The organism is Bartonella occidentalis (assembly GCF_037070875.1).
GTDB lineage: Bacteria > Pseudomonadota > Alphaproteobacteria > Rhizobiales > Rhizobiaceae > Bartonella.
The window spans coordinates 133,536-149,374 of sequence record NZ_JAYMZJ010000001.1 but is presented as its reverse complement, the minus strand read 5'-3'; the positions used below and the strand labels follow the sequence as shown (position 1 = coordinate 149,374).

The 15,839-nt window shown below is 37.4% G+C and carries 15 protein-coding genes; 7 read left to right on the top strand and 8 right to left on the bottom strand.

All coding sequences use genetic code 11. The features are described 5' to 3' along the window. Window positions 1-124: 124 nt before the first annotated feature. The 7 genes from trwL (WCP78_RS00675) to WCP78_RS00645 form a co-directional block, all read right to left on the bottom strand. Window positions 125-430, bottom strand: coding sequence for a VirB2 family type IV secretion system major pilin TrwL (trwL, locus tag WCP78_RS00675; protein WP_336278596.1), 306 nt, complete (start codon window positions 428-430; stop codon window positions 125-127). Window positions 431-574: 144 nt separating this feature from the next. Further along, on the bottom strand, window positions 575-880 hold the full coding sequence (trwL, locus tag WCP78_RS00670) for a VirB2 family type IV secretion system major pilin TrwL (RefSeq protein ID WP_336278595.1): 306 nt from the start codon (window positions 878-880) through the stop codon (window positions 575-577). A gap of 152 nt (window positions 881-1,032) precedes the next feature. Continuing rightward, window positions 1,033-1,350: a VirB2 family type IV secretion system major pilin TrwL gene (gene trwL, locus WCP78_RS00665; RefSeq protein ID WP_336278594.1), complete on the bottom strand. Its 318-nt coding sequence runs from the start codon at window positions 1,348-1,350 to the stop codon at window positions 1,033-1,035. A 152-nt stretch (window positions 1,351-1,502) separates the two neighbouring features. Beyond that, window positions 1,503-1,814, bottom strand: coding sequence for a VirB2 family type IV secretion system major pilin TrwL (trwL, locus tag WCP78_RS00660; RefSeq protein WP_336278593.1), 312 nt, complete (start codon window positions 1,812-1,814; stop codon window positions 1,503-1,505). A 144-nt stretch (window positions 1,815-1,958) separates the two neighbouring features. Further along, complete coding sequence (gene trwL / locus WCP78_RS00655) at window positions 1,959-2,264, bottom strand: VirB2 family type IV secretion system major pilin TrwL (protein ID WP_336278592.1); 306 nt, start codon at window positions 2,262-2,264, stop codon at window positions 1,959-1,961. Window position 2,265: 1 nt separating this feature from the next. After that, on the bottom strand, window positions 2,266-2,526 hold the full coding sequence (gene korA, locus WCP78_RS00650; protein WP_336278591.1) for a KorA family transcriptional regulator: 261 nt from the start codon (window positions 2,524-2,526) through the stop codon (window positions 2,266-2,268). Window positions 2,527-2,643: 117 nt separating this feature from the next. Next, window positions 2,644-3,318, bottom strand: a complete 675-nt coding sequence (locus WCP78_RS00645) for a lysozyme family protein (protein WP_336278590.1) — start codon at window positions 3,316-3,318, stop codon at window positions 2,644-2,646. Window positions 3,319-4,078: 760 nt separating this feature from the next. On the opposite strand from WCP78_RS00645, the gene WCP78_RS00640 reads away from it, so the two are divergent. Continuing rightward, the gene (locus WCP78_RS00640) at window positions 4,079-4,366 is read left to right on the top strand and encodes an H-NS histone family protein (protein WP_336278589.1); all 288 of its coding nucleotides are present in this window, start codon (window positions 4,079-4,081) and stop codon (window positions 4,364-4,366) included. 678 nt (window positions 4,367-5,044) lie between these two features. Here the strand turns inward: WCP78_RS00640 and WCP78_RS00635 are convergent. Then, window positions 5,045-6,289 (bottom strand): ubiquinone biosynthesis hydroxylase, encoded by a 1,245-nt coding sequence (locus WCP78_RS00635; RefSeq protein ID WP_336278588.1) that lies wholly within the window; start codon window positions 6,287-6,289, stop codon window positions 5,045-5,047. A gap of 197 nt (window positions 6,290-6,486) precedes the next feature. Between WCP78_RS00635 and WCP78_RS00630 the strand changes: the two genes are divergently transcribed. The 6 genes from WCP78_RS00630 to WCP78_RS00605 all read left to right on the top strand — a co-directional run bounded on the left by WCP78_RS00630 (window position 6,487) and on the right by WCP78_RS00605 (window position 15,240). Further along, window positions 6,487-8,943, top strand: coding sequence for an FtsK/SpoIIIE family DNA translocase (locus WCP78_RS00630; protein WP_336278587.1), 2,457 nt, complete (start codon window positions 6,487-6,489; stop codon window positions 8,941-8,943). 106 nt (window positions 8,944-9,049) lie between these two features. Continuing rightward, window positions 9,050-9,682, top strand: coding sequence for an outer-membrane lipoprotein carrier protein LolA (locus WCP78_RS00625; protein WP_336278586.1), 633 nt, complete (start codon window positions 9,050-9,052; stop codon window positions 9,680-9,682). 5 nt (window positions 9,683-9,687) lie between these two features. Next, a complete protein-coding gene (locus WCP78_RS00620; RefSeq protein WP_336278585.1) occupies window positions 9,688-10,497 on the top strand; it encodes an exodeoxyribonuclease III in 810 nt (269 codons plus the stop codon). 64 nt (window positions 10,498-10,561) lie between these two features. Then, on the top strand, window positions 10,562-12,043 hold the full coding sequence (locus WCP78_RS00615) for an efflux transporter outer membrane subunit (protein WP_336278584.1): 1,482 nt from the start codon (window positions 10,562-10,564) through the stop codon (window positions 12,041-12,043). Next, on the top strand, window positions 12,040-13,254 hold the full coding sequence (locus WCP78_RS00610) for an efflux RND transporter periplasmic adaptor subunit (RefSeq protein ID WP_336278583.1): 1,215 nt from the start codon (window positions 12,040-12,042) through the stop codon (window positions 13,252-13,254). The genes WCP78_RS00615 and WCP78_RS00610 overlap by 4 nt, the downstream gene beginning before the upstream one ends. Window positions 13,255-13,257: 3 nt before the next feature. Then, window positions 13,258-15,240 carry a MacB family efflux pump subunit gene (locus WCP78_RS00605; protein ID WP_336278582.1) on the top strand — a complete coding sequence of 661 codons (1,983 nt, stop codon included), beginning with the start codon at window positions 13,258-13,260 and terminating at the stop codon, window positions 15,238-15,240. Window positions 15,241-15,839 lie beyond the last annotated feature (599 nt).

The following is a 15,839-nucleotide window of genomic DNA, read 5'->3' as shown; positions in this document are numbered from 1 at the left end:
TACTCAAATACATTCTTTATTACTGTTGCAGTATTAAGTGACGTTGCTATTTATGTCTTTAAATAGTTTTGTATCAAAAATTATTTTAAATAAAACATTTTGTATTAAATTAACTTTAATAAGATTAAAGTAGCATATCGCTGATTTCTTTTGCTGATCCAGCGACTATTACCCCAACAGACCAACGTAAGAATGTATCTCTTTTAATGAAGCGTCCTGCATAACTAATGGCTAAGCACAAAAGTATAACAGCAGCAGCAAAAGGAATAACTAGATCCAATTCTGTTTTCAGTTTTTCTAGAGCCTTATTAGCTTTACTTAAACCATTGTTAGCAAGTGCAGGATTATCCATAAAAAATACAGTCATAGCTGCAGCAGCAAAAGTGATTTTGTTTTTCATTTTTGATTGAAAAGTTTTTAAATATCTCATGTTATTTTCTCTAACTAAAATTACCCAAATACATTCTTTATCACTGTTGCAGTATTAAGTGACGTTGCTATTTGTGTCTTTAAATAGTTTGTATCAAAAACTATTTTAAATAAAACATTTTGTATTAAATTAACTTTAATAAGATTAAAGTAGCATATCGCTGATTTCTTTTGCTGATCCAGCGACTATTACCCCAACAGACCAACGTAAGAATGTATCTCTTTTAATGAAGCGTCCCGCGTAACTAATGGCTAAGCACAAAAGTATAACAGCAGCAGCAAAAGGAATAACTAGATCCAATTCTGTCTTCAGTTTTCCTAAAGCGGTTCTGGCTTTAGATAAATCCTTGTTAGCAAATGCAGGATTATCCATAAAAAATATGGTCACAGCTGCAGCAGAGAAAGTTATCTTGTTCTTCATTTTTGATTGAAAAGTTTTTAAATACTTCATGTTATTTACTCTACTTAAAATTACCTAAATATATTTTTTACCACCGCTGCAGCATAAGTGATGTTGCCATTCACATGTCTACAACCATTGGATTAAACTCCACTTTTAAATAAAACATTCTGTATTATATCGTTTAAATAAGCCTCCAAATTTTATGCACCTTTAAATAGCAAATTACTGATTGATGCTGCTGATCCAGCGATGATCACCCCAACGGACCAACGTAAGAATGTATCTTTTTCAATAAACCGCCCTGCATAACTAATAGCTAAGCACAAAAGTATAACAGCGGCAGCAAAAGGAATAACTTTATCCAATTCTTCCTTTAATTTTTCCAGAACCTCTTTAGCCTTGGTTAAACCAGTTTTTTGAGCAAATGCAGGATTATCCATAAAAAATATGGTCACAGCTGCAGCAGAGAAAGTTATCTTGTTCTTCATTTTTGATTGAAAAGTTTTTAAATACTTCATGTTATTTACTCTACTTAAAATTACCTAAATATATTTTTTACCACCGCTGCAGCATAAGTGATGTTGCCATTCACATGTCTACAACCATTGGATTAAACTCCACTTTTAAATAAAACATTCTGTATTATATCGTTTAAATAAGCCTCTAAATTTTATGCACCTTTAAACAGCAAATTACTGATTGATGCTGCTGATCCAGCGATGATCACTCCAACGGACCAACGTAAGAATGTATCTTTTTCAATAAACCGCCCTGCATAACTAATAGCTAAGCACAAAAGTATAACAGCGGCAGCGAAAGGAATAACTGTATCCAATTCCCCCTTTAATTTCTTTAGAGTTTCCCCAGCATTGGTTAGATTTTGAGCAAGTGCAGAGTTATCCATAAAAAATACAGTCATAGCTGCAGCAGCAAAAGTGATTTTGTTTTTCATTTTTGATTGAAAAGTTTTTAAATATCTCATGTTATTTTCTCTAACTAAAATTACCCAAATACATTCTTTATCACTGTTGCAGTATTAAGTGACGTTGCTATTTGTGTCTTTAAATAGTTTGTATCAAAAACTATTTTAAATAAAACATTTTGTATTAAATTAACTTTAATAAGATTAAAGTAGCATATCGCTGATTTCTTTTGCTGATCCAGCGACTATTACCCCAACAGACCAACGTAAGAATGTATCTCTTTTAATGAAGCGTCCTGCATAACTAATGGCTAAGCACAAAAGTATAACAGCAGCAGCAAAAGGAATAACTAGATCCAATTCCCCCTTTAATTTCTCCAGAGTATCTCTAGCATCACCTAAACCATTTTTAGCAAATGCAGGATTATCCATAAAAAATACAGTCATAGCTGCAGCAGCGAAAGTGATTTTGTTTTTCATTTTTGATTGAAAAGTTTTTAAATGTTTCATGTTATTTATCCTGATTAAGATTAAAATTTCCACAAACAACACCTCTTTCATGGAGAAATTTAAAAAGATATTTGGGATCAACCCAAGTTCTTAATTTTCCTCTCTGCGTAAGAAGTGCATATTTATTCGGTTTGCCTGTTATTGGATCATCTGCAACAAACGTAAAATACCATTCCCTCTCTGAGCGCATCACAATTGTAACTTCGCGTGCTGCTTTTTGACTAAATGCTATATCAACGCTATTTTGTTCTATCATTTTCATTTTTTGGCCCTCAATTAGAAGAGATTTCATACAATCTTACTAATTAGAGCTTTAATACTCTTTTATCTAATTTTCATAAATGCACCCTGTAAAAATTTAAGTTTTAGTTCGTAAATACTAAAAGTGTTCTTTTTGCCACTTTCTAAATAGGGAGCAATCTTCTGCTGTAAAAGCATCACAAAGACTACCCGTTGTCTGTTGAAACATATCCACCAACTCTTTTGGGGAGACAGCAAAGAGGTTCATTATAACTGTTTGTTTTTGCACTTTAGTTTGAAGTTGCATAAATCCTCGTAGTTGGCCATTTAAAGATTGAGATGTGGAAAATTCTACTCCAACACATGAGGAAACTCTTTCTCCATAAGCACTTACAAAACCACGCTTAACATCTTTGATGTTGTAACAACTGAGTGCGGTCTGTAACCTAGTTTTTTTGGAGTTATATTTTGACCCTGCACATTCATAGAAGCAAATTATAATGTCTCGCACAGCTTTAAGTTTTTTATATAAATCGAACAAACCAAAGAGAGAGAAGCGAAGCCATTTAAGATCTCTTATATCGCTTCTTTCTAACCCTATGTATAAGTTATATTGATTATAGTTAAGCTGATCGACAGATATTCCTATTTTCTTATATGAAGGTGATCGACATAATCGTCCTCGTCTGCCATCAACTCCGAGCGCATAGATACTTCTCAGCGATTCGTACATAACGACAGTTGAAAATATTGTGGAATAAATAGCCGTAGGTATGCATAAAGTAGCGAGCATCATAGGGTTCAAAACAGTCATTATAAGTACACCAAATGATAGAAAGTTTTATTAATATCAACATCAGTGTTATGCAGATTTTGTGAATGCTGCTGCACTGTATTGTCGTAAACTTGTGAAATGAAATCACTTAATGCAAATCCAAGAACAAGTTTCTTGTGAGCATAATTTTTGTTGCTCATGAGGATGTTTTTGGCGTATGCTAACATGTGCCCAACCGCGTCAACATATGAGGTTAAGTTAAACATATTACGCCAATTAAAAAAATCACGATCATTTAGATTTCGAAGAGAGAGATAACATTTAAGTGATGATTGTTTTTCTCTTTTTATTAAGACTGACTGGTCTATGTGATTCTCTATTGGTGCTCTTTCGAAAGATGACTTATATGAAATAAAAGCCAACTGCATACCCAAATAATTCTTATTTCTAGAGTGAATTGTTATATCGTCATGTATGAAGGGCTTGTTCTTTCCCAAGTCCTGACATAGTTTATATACTAGCAATTTGTATTTGTTTTTGGTCTCTGGCCTATAGGAATTAGAGAGGAAAAACGGCGCTGCTGCACCCTGACTCTCGATTCCAGTGATTGAACTGAAAAAGGACACTGTGGTGACAATCGATGCACGAGTAAGTAATTCTCTGTGGTTCAAAGTACATCTCCATAACAGTGATATATTCATCACAACTATAATTTCGACAAGAAACAAAGGGAAATTGTCTATAAATTATGTTCAAAATATGACAAGGCATAATTCTTTTTTGCAAGGGAGGTAATAGGGTGAATGATTTCAAGGACATGAATCTTGCTGAATTACAGGAAATGCGTGCTCAAATTGACGTAGAATTAAAAAAACGGCAAGCTAAAGAAAAGCAACATGCAAGGCAAAAAATTCTTGAAATTGCTCATGCGCATGGGATTGATATCGCTGATCTTGTAAGCAAAGAACGTTGCTATAGAAACCCCAATAATCAATGGGAATTATGGAATGGACGTGGGCGTAAACCTAAGTGGATTAAAGAGTGGTTGGAAAGTGGTTATTCGCTTGAAGAATTAGAAGTGACATAGTAGCATATTTACAATATCCATAAGATATATAGAATTGACTTATAAGTTAAAGTAGTAAATTTTTGCGATAATTTACTGCATTAAATATTTATACATTATGTATTTTAATCTTTAAAAGTGCGGGAGTGGTTGGGTTCGCTCAATTATATGAGAAGTATGAGTGAATTCATTCAAGAGGAGGGTTTTCATTATATTTATTTACTCTGCGTGCCGATCATGTTGATCTGAGAGGCTTTTTTGATTGTGATTTGTGTTTGTACAGATAGAAGGCATGCAAATATTTCCCCATTTTTAGAGCTATGAAGTGGTTTTTGCGTTTTTAAAGTATATCATAAAAAGGTATCAACAACTCTTCCTTTAGTGCAGTAGATATAAAAGAGTGAGTGAATGAGCTTACCTTTAAGCTTTTCGTATAATGCGTGAGGGTGAAAAGCTGTGTTTAAATTTGTTTGTTGTCCAGTGATGAAACAGTAAAACACTTTTTTGTGATATTTGTGGCCAAACTTTATAAAATTATCATATATACATCTATGCTTTTAAAGTCTCATATTACAAAAGATGACTTATAGTAAAGAGGCTTTAAAGAGAGAAAGTTTTGGTAATTGTTTTTTATAGATTGATTTGGATAAAAGAACGATTCGTGAATAGACTACAAAGCGTGGGAGTTCTTGTTTTTTACTAGAGAGGGAGTCCACGTAAAAGGCGCGGAGCGTTTGGAGTGAGTCCAGAGGCTTCCTGAATAAAATAGTTTTTCATTTTAGGCATTTTATTAACAATTCCAAGTCCGGCATCGCGGAGCATTCGCAAGAAAGTGTTATCATTAGAAAAGAGTTTGTTAAGCCAGTCATTGCTTAGAGCCATACGCACAATTTCGAAACGTCTCCATCTTTGATAACGCTCGAGAGTTGTAAGAGATCCAATATCGAGACCCAATCGCACTGCTTCTATAATGACTTCGGCCAGAGCAGCACTATCGCGTAGTCCTAAATTGAGTCCTTGTCCCGCGATAGGGTGAATTGTATGAGCGGCGTCACCGATAAGAGCAAAGCGAGGCTTAATACATTGGCGTGTTAAAGAGAGGGTTAAGGGGAAAGTTTGACGTTCACCATTCCAAGAAAGTTTTCCTAAACGAAGACCAATACGTTTTTCAATTTCTGCTTCAAAAATAATAGAATCAGCCTTTAGGTAATATTGAGCGGTTTGATGGTTTTCATTCCACACAATGGCTGATCGATTTCCTTTGAGAGGGAGAAGAGCAAAAGGTCCAGCAGGTAAAAAATGTTGGACTGCTTGGCCATGATGGGGTTTTTCATGTTCAATTGTGCATATAATTGCTGTTTGTTTATAGGGATGAGAAAAATTCTTAAGGCCTGCTTTTTTTCGTAATTGAGATCGTGCTCCGTCTGCTGCAATCAGCAACTTTGTTTGCCAGATTTTTTCATTGCTTAAAGTGACACTTGTGTGTTGGCTTTCTTGGTGAAAATCAACGACACGTACATTTTCGATAAAAGTGATATTAAGATCTCTTGCACGATGTTTTAAAGCAACGATGAGCTTTTTATGTTCAACTACCGCAGCAAAGGGCTCGTTGTGAGTAATATCTTCTTCAAAAGTTAGAAAAGTTGGTTTGAAAGGATCATTTGTGCCTGCATCAGTGATTATCATTGAATGGATGGGTTGGGCATAGGGCTCTACATCTTCCCAGCATTGTAATTGTTTAAACATGCGAATGGAGGCTGCGGCAAGGGCGGTTGTTCGTATATTTGAAGCGAGGATGCTTTCTGAAGGAGATGCATCAACAATATTGATTCTCAGATGAGGTGCAGCCTGTTTAAGTGCTATTGCAAGTGTCAAACCAACAGCTCCACCCCCCGCTATCAGGAGGTCACATTGCTTTGTATTGTTATCGATATCAGAATACACAACACTTCTTTTTATTATTTTTAAACAAAATTAATACCTTTCTAAAATATTATTTTTATAATCTTAAAGAAAATTATTATAGTTACGATGGTTAAAGCTGTGTTAACGTTTTCGAATCACAATTTTATAACTCTTTAATTGAAGTGCAAGGGGGATTGATATAAAATTTATGGGAGTTTTGTGTTTAGGATTGATGGATGCATCAGAATTCTTCTCCTTATGATTTATTAGAAGCACCACATGATTTATTAGAAGCGCCGCGCTCTCAGGGTTCACCACTTATGAGGATGTTTTTGCGGCAGATTGGTGTCTTTATTGGGCTTGGCCTTTTGGGCTTCATTATTTTTTGCGTCTTAGCTTTAGCAACTTGGAATATTGCAGATCCATCACTAACGTATGCAAATACGAATGAGATTACAAATTTTATGGGATGGCTAGGTGCTATTTTTTCAGATTTTGTCATGCAGTTTTTTGGTTTGGCAAGTCTTGGTATTTTATTACCTCCATTATTTTGGTCGTTCCTTTTATTGGCACAGAAAAGTATCCATAATTTAATTTTTCGCTTTTTTTTGTGGGTATTATCAACAATTTGTCTTTTAGTTTCTTTTGCTCTTATGACACCTGTTGCTTCTTTTACCTATTGGCCATTACCAATAGGTTTGGGTGGGGTTTTAGGGGATCAAATTTTAAATGCTGTTTATTTAATTTTTCCTCCCGTTCTTTCTTCTTTTCAGAATGTGCTTTTGGGAGTTTTTCTCGCATTTTTAGGCATTGTGATCGCTTCTTTTGCTGGTAATGTGGTGTGGCGTCGCCAGAGAAATGAAAAAACAGAAAAGAATATCGAGAAGGTTGAGAGTGTGGATCCAATCTTCGATGTATCCAAAGATGAAGAAAATTTTGCAGATGAAGTACAGAACGGTTTTTTTGCTACAATTTTTGGAGCAATTTTGCATTTTCTCTATTTTTTACAAGCACGGCTTTTCCATTTTTTTCGCTCCAATCGGCGCTCTGGTAAACGAGAAAAGTCATTTGATCGGATTGAACCAGTTTTCTTTGATCAAAAAATGAAAGACGAAAATCATCAAAATGAGCCATCGGCTTCTTCCGTTAAAAGTCGTGTTTTAAAGCCTTTAATAGCCTCTTCAAAAAATGGTTTTCTCCTTCCTCTCTTGGATTATCTTGCAGTTTCTTCACCAGCAGTAAAAGATGCAAAGCTTTCTCCTAGTTCTTTAAAAGCAAACTCTCGTGAGCTTGAGGGTATTTTGTTAGATTTTGGAGTTAAGGGAAAAATTATTGATGCTCGCCCTGGCCCAGTCGTAACTTTGTATGAATTTGAACCGGCTGCGGGCATCAAGTCTTCTCGTATCATCGGTTTAGCCGATGATATTGCACGTTCTATGCGTGCGATTTCAGCGCGTGTTGCGGTGGTTCCAGGGCGCAATGTGATTGGAATAGAATTGCCCAATGCAACACGTGAAATGGTCTATTTACGAGAAATCTTGCAGGCGCAAGAGTTCGCAGATAATAAAGCAAAATTGGGACTTGCTTTAGGTAAGTCGATCGGTGGTGAAGCAGTAATTGCAGATTTAGCAAAAATGCCACATCTTTTGGTGGCAGGCACAACAGGATCAGGAAAATCTGTTGCCATTAATACTATGATTTTATCACTCCTTTATCGTATGACACCTGAACAATGTCGTTTAATCATGGTGGATCCTAAAATGCTTGAGCTTTCGGTCTATGATGGGATTCCACATTTGTTAACACCGGTGGTAACAGATCCTAAAAAGGCGGTAATTGCGCTGAAATGGGCCGTTCGTGAAATGGAAGAGCGCTACAGTAAAATGTCAAAAGTTGGTGTTCGAAATATTGATGGATTTAATGCGCGTCTCAAGGAGGCAGAAAGTCAAGGAGAAGCAATGACGCGTACAGTGCAAGTTGGATTTGATCATGAGACCGGTGAACCCATTTATGAAACAGAAACACTTGATTTAAGTCCCATGGCCTACATCGTTGTCATTATTGATGAAATGGCAGATTTGATGATGGTTGCTGGCAAAGATATTGAAGGAGCGGTACAACGTTTAGCACAAATGGCGCGTGCTGCTGGTATCCACGTGGTTATGGCCACCCAGCGCCCTTCAGTGGATGTGATTACAGGAACTATTAAAGCCAATTTCCCTACACGCATTTCTTTTTCTGTGAGTTCAAAAATTGATAGCCGAACAATTCTTGGCGAACAAGGGGCGGAACAATTATTAGGACAAGGAGATATGTTGTTTATGATGGGAGGCGGGCGCATCCAACGTGTTCATGGGCCATTCGTATCTGATGATGAAGTTGAGCAGGTTGTTGCCCATCTCAAAGCACAAGCAATGCCTGATTATCTGGAAACTATTACGCAAGAATCTACTGAGCATGGTGCTGATGTTTCTCTTACTTCTTCTCCAGCAGATGATCTATACAGCCAAGCTGTCGCAGTTGTTCGTCGTGATCGGAAAGCTTCAACTTCTTATATTCAACGTCGCTTAGGTATTGGCTATAATCGCGCCGCTTCACTCATTGAGCGTATGGAAGAAGAGGGTATCATCAGTTCTAGTAATCATGTGGGTAAACGGGAAGTTTTAGTTCCTGCTGAAGAAGAATCCTTTTAAAATAGAAGTCTTGAGATCTTTTCAAAAAATATTCTTTAAAGAAGGATCCTCATCCATCATTTGTCATCTTGTATTTAAGACAAATATGTATTGCTCAGGAGTATTTATGAAAACGTTTTTTTTATCTTGGAAACGAATATTTGGATTTGCTAAAGTTATTATCTTTTTGTTTTTTACTTTCCCTGCTTCGTCGCACTCATCCAGTCAGGTTATTCGAGCGCAAAATGTTGCCAATCGTTTTGCAGCAATAAAAACAATGACCGGTGATTTTATTCAGTTTAGTCCAAAAGGAAAAATAACCGAAGGAACATTTTATTTAGAGCGTCCGGGTAAGATTCGTTTCACTTACAAAAAACTGCCCTTACAGATTATTGCAGATGGTAAATTTGTAGGCATTAACAATCGTGCTTTAAATACTTGGAATTTTTCTAACCTTTTTCAAACTCCTATGAAGTTTTTATTGAGCGATAAAATTGATGTATCATCAGGACGTTTGTTGGCATTTCGTGAAGATCCTGGGGCGGTTACGATAGTTTTGCGTGATAAAACTATTGGCAGAGGACAAATAAGGATGGTTTTTGATTCTAAAAGCTATGCTTTGCGGCAATGGACAATTGTTGATCAGCAAAATTTGGAAACGACTGTTCAAATCATGAATGTACGCACAGGTGTTAGGTTTGCGGATGGGATGTTTAAACTTCCCTATAAAAATACTGCAGTATCGCGTTATGGGAAGTGAAATTAATGTTATTTCGTATTGCGACTTGGAATATCAATTCTATTCGTTTGCGTCTTGCGCAGGTTTTTGAATATTTGAATAAATTTCCTGCGGATGTTTTGTGTTTACAAGAAACAAAATGTCCAGATACCTTATTCCCACGTGAAGCTTTTGAGGCTGCGGGTTATAAGTACATTGCATTGAGTGGACAGAAATCTTATAATGGTGTAGCAATTGTTTCACGTTTACCTTTCAGAAGTGTTGAAAAACGTTTATTTTGTGAAAAACAAGACTGTCGTTATGTTTCAGTGGTTGTTGAAGTCTATGGCAGGGGAGTGCGGATTCATAATTTTTACGTTCCCGCTGGGGGTGATGTTCCTGATGCTGATTTAAATGAAAAATTTCGTCATAAACTTGACTTTTTAGAAGAAATGTCTTCTATCCCTGCTAATCAGGGAGATGGTTTATCTTCTCTTTTAGTGGGTGATCTGAATATTGCTCCTTTGGCAGACGATGTTTGGTCTCATCAGCAATTGTTACGAGTTGTAAGTCATACGCCGATAGAAACTGAACGTTTACAAGCTCTGTGTGTTCAAGGTGGTTGGGTTGATTTGATGCGTGTACATGTTCCTGTTCCTGCTAAGCTTTACACATGGTGGAGTTACCGTGCACGTGATTGGGCTCTTTCTGACCGTGGTCGGAGGCTTGATCATATTTGGTCTTCTCCAGATTTGGTTTCTTCTGTTTCTGATCTTTCAATTTTTCGTACTGCACGGGGGTGGGAGCGCCCTTCAGATCATGTGCCGGTACAAACTATATTTGATTTTTCACAATGAATTTGAAATAAGTTTGGTAAATAAAACATTAATAGGTTGATTCTGAAAAATTGTTGGAGAATAGATGCCTATCAGAAATCTAAAGTTTATTATTTTAAAGAATTTATTTAATGTTTTTTTATGTTTTTTTATGTTGTCAGGATGTACAGTTGGTCCTGATTATCATAAAACATCGTTTCGTGTTCCAGGAACTTGGGGACAAAAGTCTGCTCGGACATCTCCGCATTCAGTTGTACTCGCAGAGTGGTGGCGGTGTTTGAATGATCCTATTCTAAATGAATTAATACAATATGCTGTTTCTGGAAATAATGATGTCGCCGTTGCCAAAGCACGGGTGCGCGAAGCGCGTGCCAGTTTAGGGCAAACGGTTGGATATCTTTCGCCAAGTGTGGCAAGCTCAATTTCAGGAACCCGCAGTTCTGGGCGGTCTGATACGTCTTTCAGCCAGTATAATAGTGGTTTTGATGCTAGCTGGGAGCTTGACTTTTTTGGTGGGCATAAACGAGCAGTTGAAGCAGCGCGTTATGGTCTTGAAGCGGTCGAGGAGGATATGCGTGCCACAATGGTAACTCTATTGGGAGATGTGGCAACCAATTATATTCAAGTGCGTGGTTGGCAACAAAAACTGTTGATTGTACAGAACATTGCTGCATTACAGCGTAAGACATTTGAGTTGGTACGCGCCAAATTAATAGCTGGTGATGCGTCAGAGCTTGATGTTTCAAATGCGCAAGCGCAAATGGCTAATACAGAAGCAGATATACCACAGATGGAAGCTAATTTGACAATGAGTATTCATCGTCTGTCCGTCTTAACGGGTCGCGTGCCTACAGCTTTGAAGGATCTTTTGCAAAAGAGCGCTGACAAAGAGGCAGAAATTCCGCAACCACCATGGCCGATATCAGCAGGAATTCCAGCTGATATTTTGTTAACACGCCCGGATTTACGGCGGGCAGAGCGCCAATATGCGCAAGCTACAGCGCGTATTGGTCAGCGTGAAGCTAATCGCTATCCAGCACTTACCTTAACTGGTAATATTTCAACAGTTGCAATGACAATTGATCAATTATGGAAAGATTCAACAATTGGATGGTCTTTGGGGCCGAACCTTCGTTTTCCCTTTTTTAATGGAGGACAGGTTGTGGCTTCTATTGCATTAGCGCGTGCACAGCGCGATCAAGCTTTTATTGCATATCGAGCTGCTGTGTTAGAAGCTTTAGAAGACGTAGAAAATGCATTAGTGAAACTAACTAAAGAGCACCAGCGTTTAGAAAAGCTGGTTGTTGCGAATGCATCTTATCTGAATTCATTAAAACTGTCACAGCGTCTTTTTGAAAATGGAAACAACAGTTTTCTTGAATTATTAAACGCTAATCGTTCCTATTATTCTTCGCAAATGGCGCTTAAAGATAGCCGTATTTCTTTGGCTATCCAATATATTGCACTGATGAAAGCACTGGGTGGTGGCTGGGATGGCACAGTTGACGTGTCGCGCCCAGAAGTAATCGATGGTGTTAGCCATTTGCGTATGAAGGTCAGGCGATGAAAAAGAAACTAATCAAAAATTTTATTACAAAACGCAAAAAACTTTCCCTATTTTTGGGTGTTTTGTTTATTATTAGCTTTTTTCTGTGTATCCGTTCTCTTTTCTTTGAAACCTCTAAGCCAGCTTACATAACAGAAGTGGTTAAGCGTGGTGATATTGAAGAAAGTGTTTTAGCTTCTGGACTTGTGCGCCCTTATCGGTTGGTTGCTGTTGGTGCACGTGCAACAGGGCGTGTTGTGTCAATGCATGTTTCTCCAGGGAGTGTTGTCAAAGAAGGTGATCTTTTGGCAGAAATTGATCCTACAGATCAGGAAAATGATTTGAAAAGAAAAAGAGCAGCGTTATCCTATTATCGTGGGAATTTGATAGAACACGAAGCTTATCTTTCTCTTGCTCAAAAAAATTTAGATCGTCAGAAAAAGATGATCGAAGCGCGTGCAGTTTCACATGCTAACCTTGATGATGCTGCGGCACAAGTGAAAATACGTGAAGCACAAATTATTCAGCTTCGCGAACAAATTACACAAGCGCAAATTGATGTGAATAGTGCAGAAGTTAATCTAGGTTATACACGGGTGATAGCTCCTTCAGCGGGAACAGTTTTAGCAACGATTGTGGAAGAGGGGCAGAATGTGAATGCTGTGCAGTCAGCACCAACAATTGTTATTTTAGGTGACTTATCAAAGATGACAATCAAAGCACAGATTTCAGAAGCTGATATTCTGAGGGTTCGTGCTGGACAACCTGTTTACTTCACAGTTTTAGGCGATTCACAGCGTCGTTATGAAGGAACTTTAGAAAAGGTAGAACCTGCACCTGAATCGATTCGTGCAGATGTGGCTATTAATCCTAGTGCTATGGGAAGCTCTAGTTTAGCGTCATCGGCTATCTATTATAGTGGAATTGTCCATGTCGATAATAAGGACGATTTTCTGCGTACTTATATGACCGCTCAAATTCACATTATATTAGGTCGAGCTAAAAATGTTTTGTTGGTTCCAAGTAGTGCTTTACATGATGAGACAAAAGAACGTAAAGCTTGGGTTTCTCTTTTGGTAGGGCATAACAGGGTGGTTGCAAAACAGGTAACCGTTGGGCTCAATAACAAGGTTATGGCAGAAATTGTTTCTGGGCTTGATGAAGGAGATGTAGTTATTACTGGCTCAAGCAATGGGCTAATGCCAGATGTGTACAGCGAAGATGAGATCTAAGGCATGAAAACAGAGCAAGCAGATGCTATTCTCGTTTTGAAAAATATTGTGCGCAAATTTCGTGCAGGTGAAACCTTTATAACTGTTTTGAAAAACATCAACCTTACCATTAAGCGGGGGGAAATGGTGGCTATTGTGGGAACGTCCGGTTCAGGAAAATCCACGTTGATGAATATTTTAGGTTGCCTTGACCGTCCAGATTCTGGCCATTATTGGATTTCAGGTAAAGAAACAGCGACCCTTGTTTCTGATGAATTATCGGCTTTGAGACGTAATCATTTTGGATTTATTTTTCAGCGTTATCATTTGTTGAATGAATTGACTGCTCTTGGCAATGTTGAAATTCCAGCTATTTATGCAGGGTGTTCAGCCAAAAAAAGACAAGAACGCGCAAAGAACCTTTTAACACGCTTAGGTATGGGAGATCGTGTGAATCATCGTCCAAACCAGCTGTCTGGTGGTCAGCAGCAACGTGTATCTATTGCTCGTGCGTTAATGAACAATGCCGAAGTTATTCTTGCAGATGAGCCAACTGGTGCATTAGACAAACAAAGTGGTCAAGAAGTGTTGCGTATTTTGGATGAGCTTCATCAAGAAGGTCGCACGATTGTTATTGTAACACACGATATGCAAGTGGCTGAAAGAGCAGAGCGTATTATTGAAATTAGTGATGGGGAAATTATCGCTGATAATGTCTCAAAGACTGCAAAAACAAAAAAAACTAGTCAGACTCTTTATAGAAAACAAAATCTGAAAGATCAACAATCGTTTGATTTTTTCCGTTCTGCTTCTGAGCGCTTTCGTGAAGCATTTATCATGGCTTTGTTGGCAATGAATGCGCATCGAATGCGGACTTTTTTAACAATGCTTGGGGTGATTATCGGTATTGGTGCAATTATTGCTATGGTGGCTTTAGGAAATGGTGCACGAGAAAAAATCTTAGAAAATTTTAAGAGTTTAGGTTCTAATACGTTGACAATTTTTCCTGGAAAAAGCTTTTCTGATCCACAATCAGAAAAAATAACCAGTTTGGTTGAAGCGGATGCAGATGCTCTTTCTGGATTATCTTATATTTCTGGTGTGACACCTCAGATTTCAGCAAGCTCAACGATACGTTTTGGTACAGTTGAAGCAAATACTGTAATGATAGGAGTGGGAGAACAATTCTTTCAAACACAGGGTCTGAAAGCTGTTGAAGGACGATTGTTTGATAGGAAAAGTGTGCATGATCGGGCGGTTGATTTAGTGATAGAAAAAGAAGCAATATCTGTTCTTTTTCCTCATAGTCATGGGAGTCCTATCGGCAAAGTCGTCTATGTAGGGCAAGTCCCAGCACGTATTATTGGTGTTGTGGCTCCCAACAATAGTGTAAGTGCATCAAATACATTGCAGGTTTATTTGCCCTATACAACAGTGCAAACTCGTTTTTTAGGAACAACAAATGTTCGTGCAATTACTCTTAAGATTGCTGACAATGTCGACTCGCGTTTAGCAGAGACTATGATAGAGCGTTTTTTAGTTGCTCGACATGGTGAGAAAGATTTTTTTATTAGAAATTCAGAATCATTTCGTGATCGTATCATAGAAAGTACGCACATTTTAACGCTTTTAGTTTCTTCAATTGCAGCTATTTCGTTGATTGTGGGTGGTATTGGGGTGATGAATATTATGCTGGTTACTGTTTCTGAGCGTGTCAATGAAATCGGAGTACGTATGGCAGTTGGTGCACGTCAGAGTGATATTTTGCAGCAATTTTTAATCGAAGCGGTTTTGGTTTGTGTGATAGGTGGTGGTTTGGGAGTTCTATTTGGATTTTCAATCGGTGGTTTGTTTGTATTATTTAAGGCGCCTATCTACCTAATGTATACGATTGATTCAATTATTATGTCCTTTGTTTTTTCAAGTGCGATTGGGGTGTGTTTTGGTTTTTCGCCAGCTCGTCAAGCTTCACGACTTGATCCTGTGGTTGCTCTCTCTCGTGATTAAACGGTGTCAATTACAAGGAGATCATAAATTAATTTTACTTTAAATGAGGTGTTCATAAAAAATATCGATCGGGGGGTGATTCTGTTTTGATTAATTTGTATTTTATACATAGAAGGTTTGCTAGACACATTATATGATTGGGAATGACATGGTTGTAATACAAATTAAACCAAGTTTGGTTCCTTTATTAAGATTATATTTGGTTACCCAAAAATTAAATTTTTCTTTGTATTCAGTAATAAAAACTTCTTGTGTATGTTCACATTTTTTAAAATTGTATTTAGTTTTATTGTTTTCTGGTTCATCTTGAAATATTTGCGCAGCTTTTGCGAATTACTCTGATTTTATCCTAAACGAGAAAAAGGTTCATTGAATAGAAGTTTATTTATACAACCACACTCTTTTAAATCCTGTGAATTTCTTCCTATGTTAACAGATAGAGGACGAATAGAATCTTTTAATTTATTCGAAAGACGGGATATTATCATCCATAAAGACATATGAAGGTGTTCGCATAGACATTATAAATTAAGATCTGACAAAATCCAATATTTCGTGAGTATATCTGTTTTCATAGTGAGAAAGGTATCATGTCTTAA

Coding starts and splice junctions, on each gene's coding strand:
- WCP78_RS00620 (WP_336278585.1), top strand. CDS start 9,688: ATGTTATTTCGTATTGCGACTTGGAATATCAATTCTATTCGTTTGCGT.
- trwL (WP_336278593.1), bottom strand. CDS start 1,814: ATGAGATATTTAAAAACTTTTCAATCAAAAATGAAAAACAAAATCACT.
- WCP78_RS00645 (WP_336278590.1), bottom strand. CDS start 3,318: ATGACTGTTTTGAACCCTATGATGCTCGCTACTTTATGCATACCTACG.
- WCP78_RS00625 (WP_336278586.1), top strand. CDS start 9,050: ATGAAAACGTTTTTTTTATCTTGGAAACGAATATTTGGATTTGCTAAA.
- WCP78_RS00630 (WP_336278587.1), top strand. CDS start 6,487: ATGCATCAGAATTCTTCTCCTTATGATTTATTAGAAGCACCACATGAT.
- trwL (WP_336278596.1), bottom strand. CDS start 430: ATGAGATATTTAAAAACTTTTCAATCAAAAATGAAAAACAAAATCACT.
- trwL (WP_336278594.1), bottom strand. CDS start 1,350: ATGAAGTATTTAAAAACTTTTCAATCAAAAATGAAGAACAAGATAACT.
- trwL (WP_336278592.1), bottom strand. CDS start 2,264: ATGAAACATTTAAAAACTTTTCAATCAAAAATGAAAAACAAAATCACT.
- WCP78_RS00615 (WP_336278584.1), top strand. CDS start 10,562: ATGCCTATCAGAAATCTAAAGTTTATTATTTTAAAGAATTTATTTAAT.
- trwL (WP_336278595.1), bottom strand. CDS start 880: ATGAAGTATTTAAAAACTTTTCAATCAAAAATGAAGAACAAGATAACT.
- WCP78_RS00610 (WP_336278583.1), top strand. CDS start 12,040: ATGAAAAAGAAACTAATCAAAAATTTTATTACAAAACGCAAAAAACTT.
- WCP78_RS00605 (WP_336278582.1), top strand. CDS start 13,258: ATGAAAACAGAGCAAGCAGATGCTATTCTCGTTTTGAAAAATATTGTG.
- korA (WP_336278591.1), bottom strand. CDS start 2,526: ATGAAAATGATAGAACAAAATAGCGTTGATATAGCATTTAGTCAAAAA.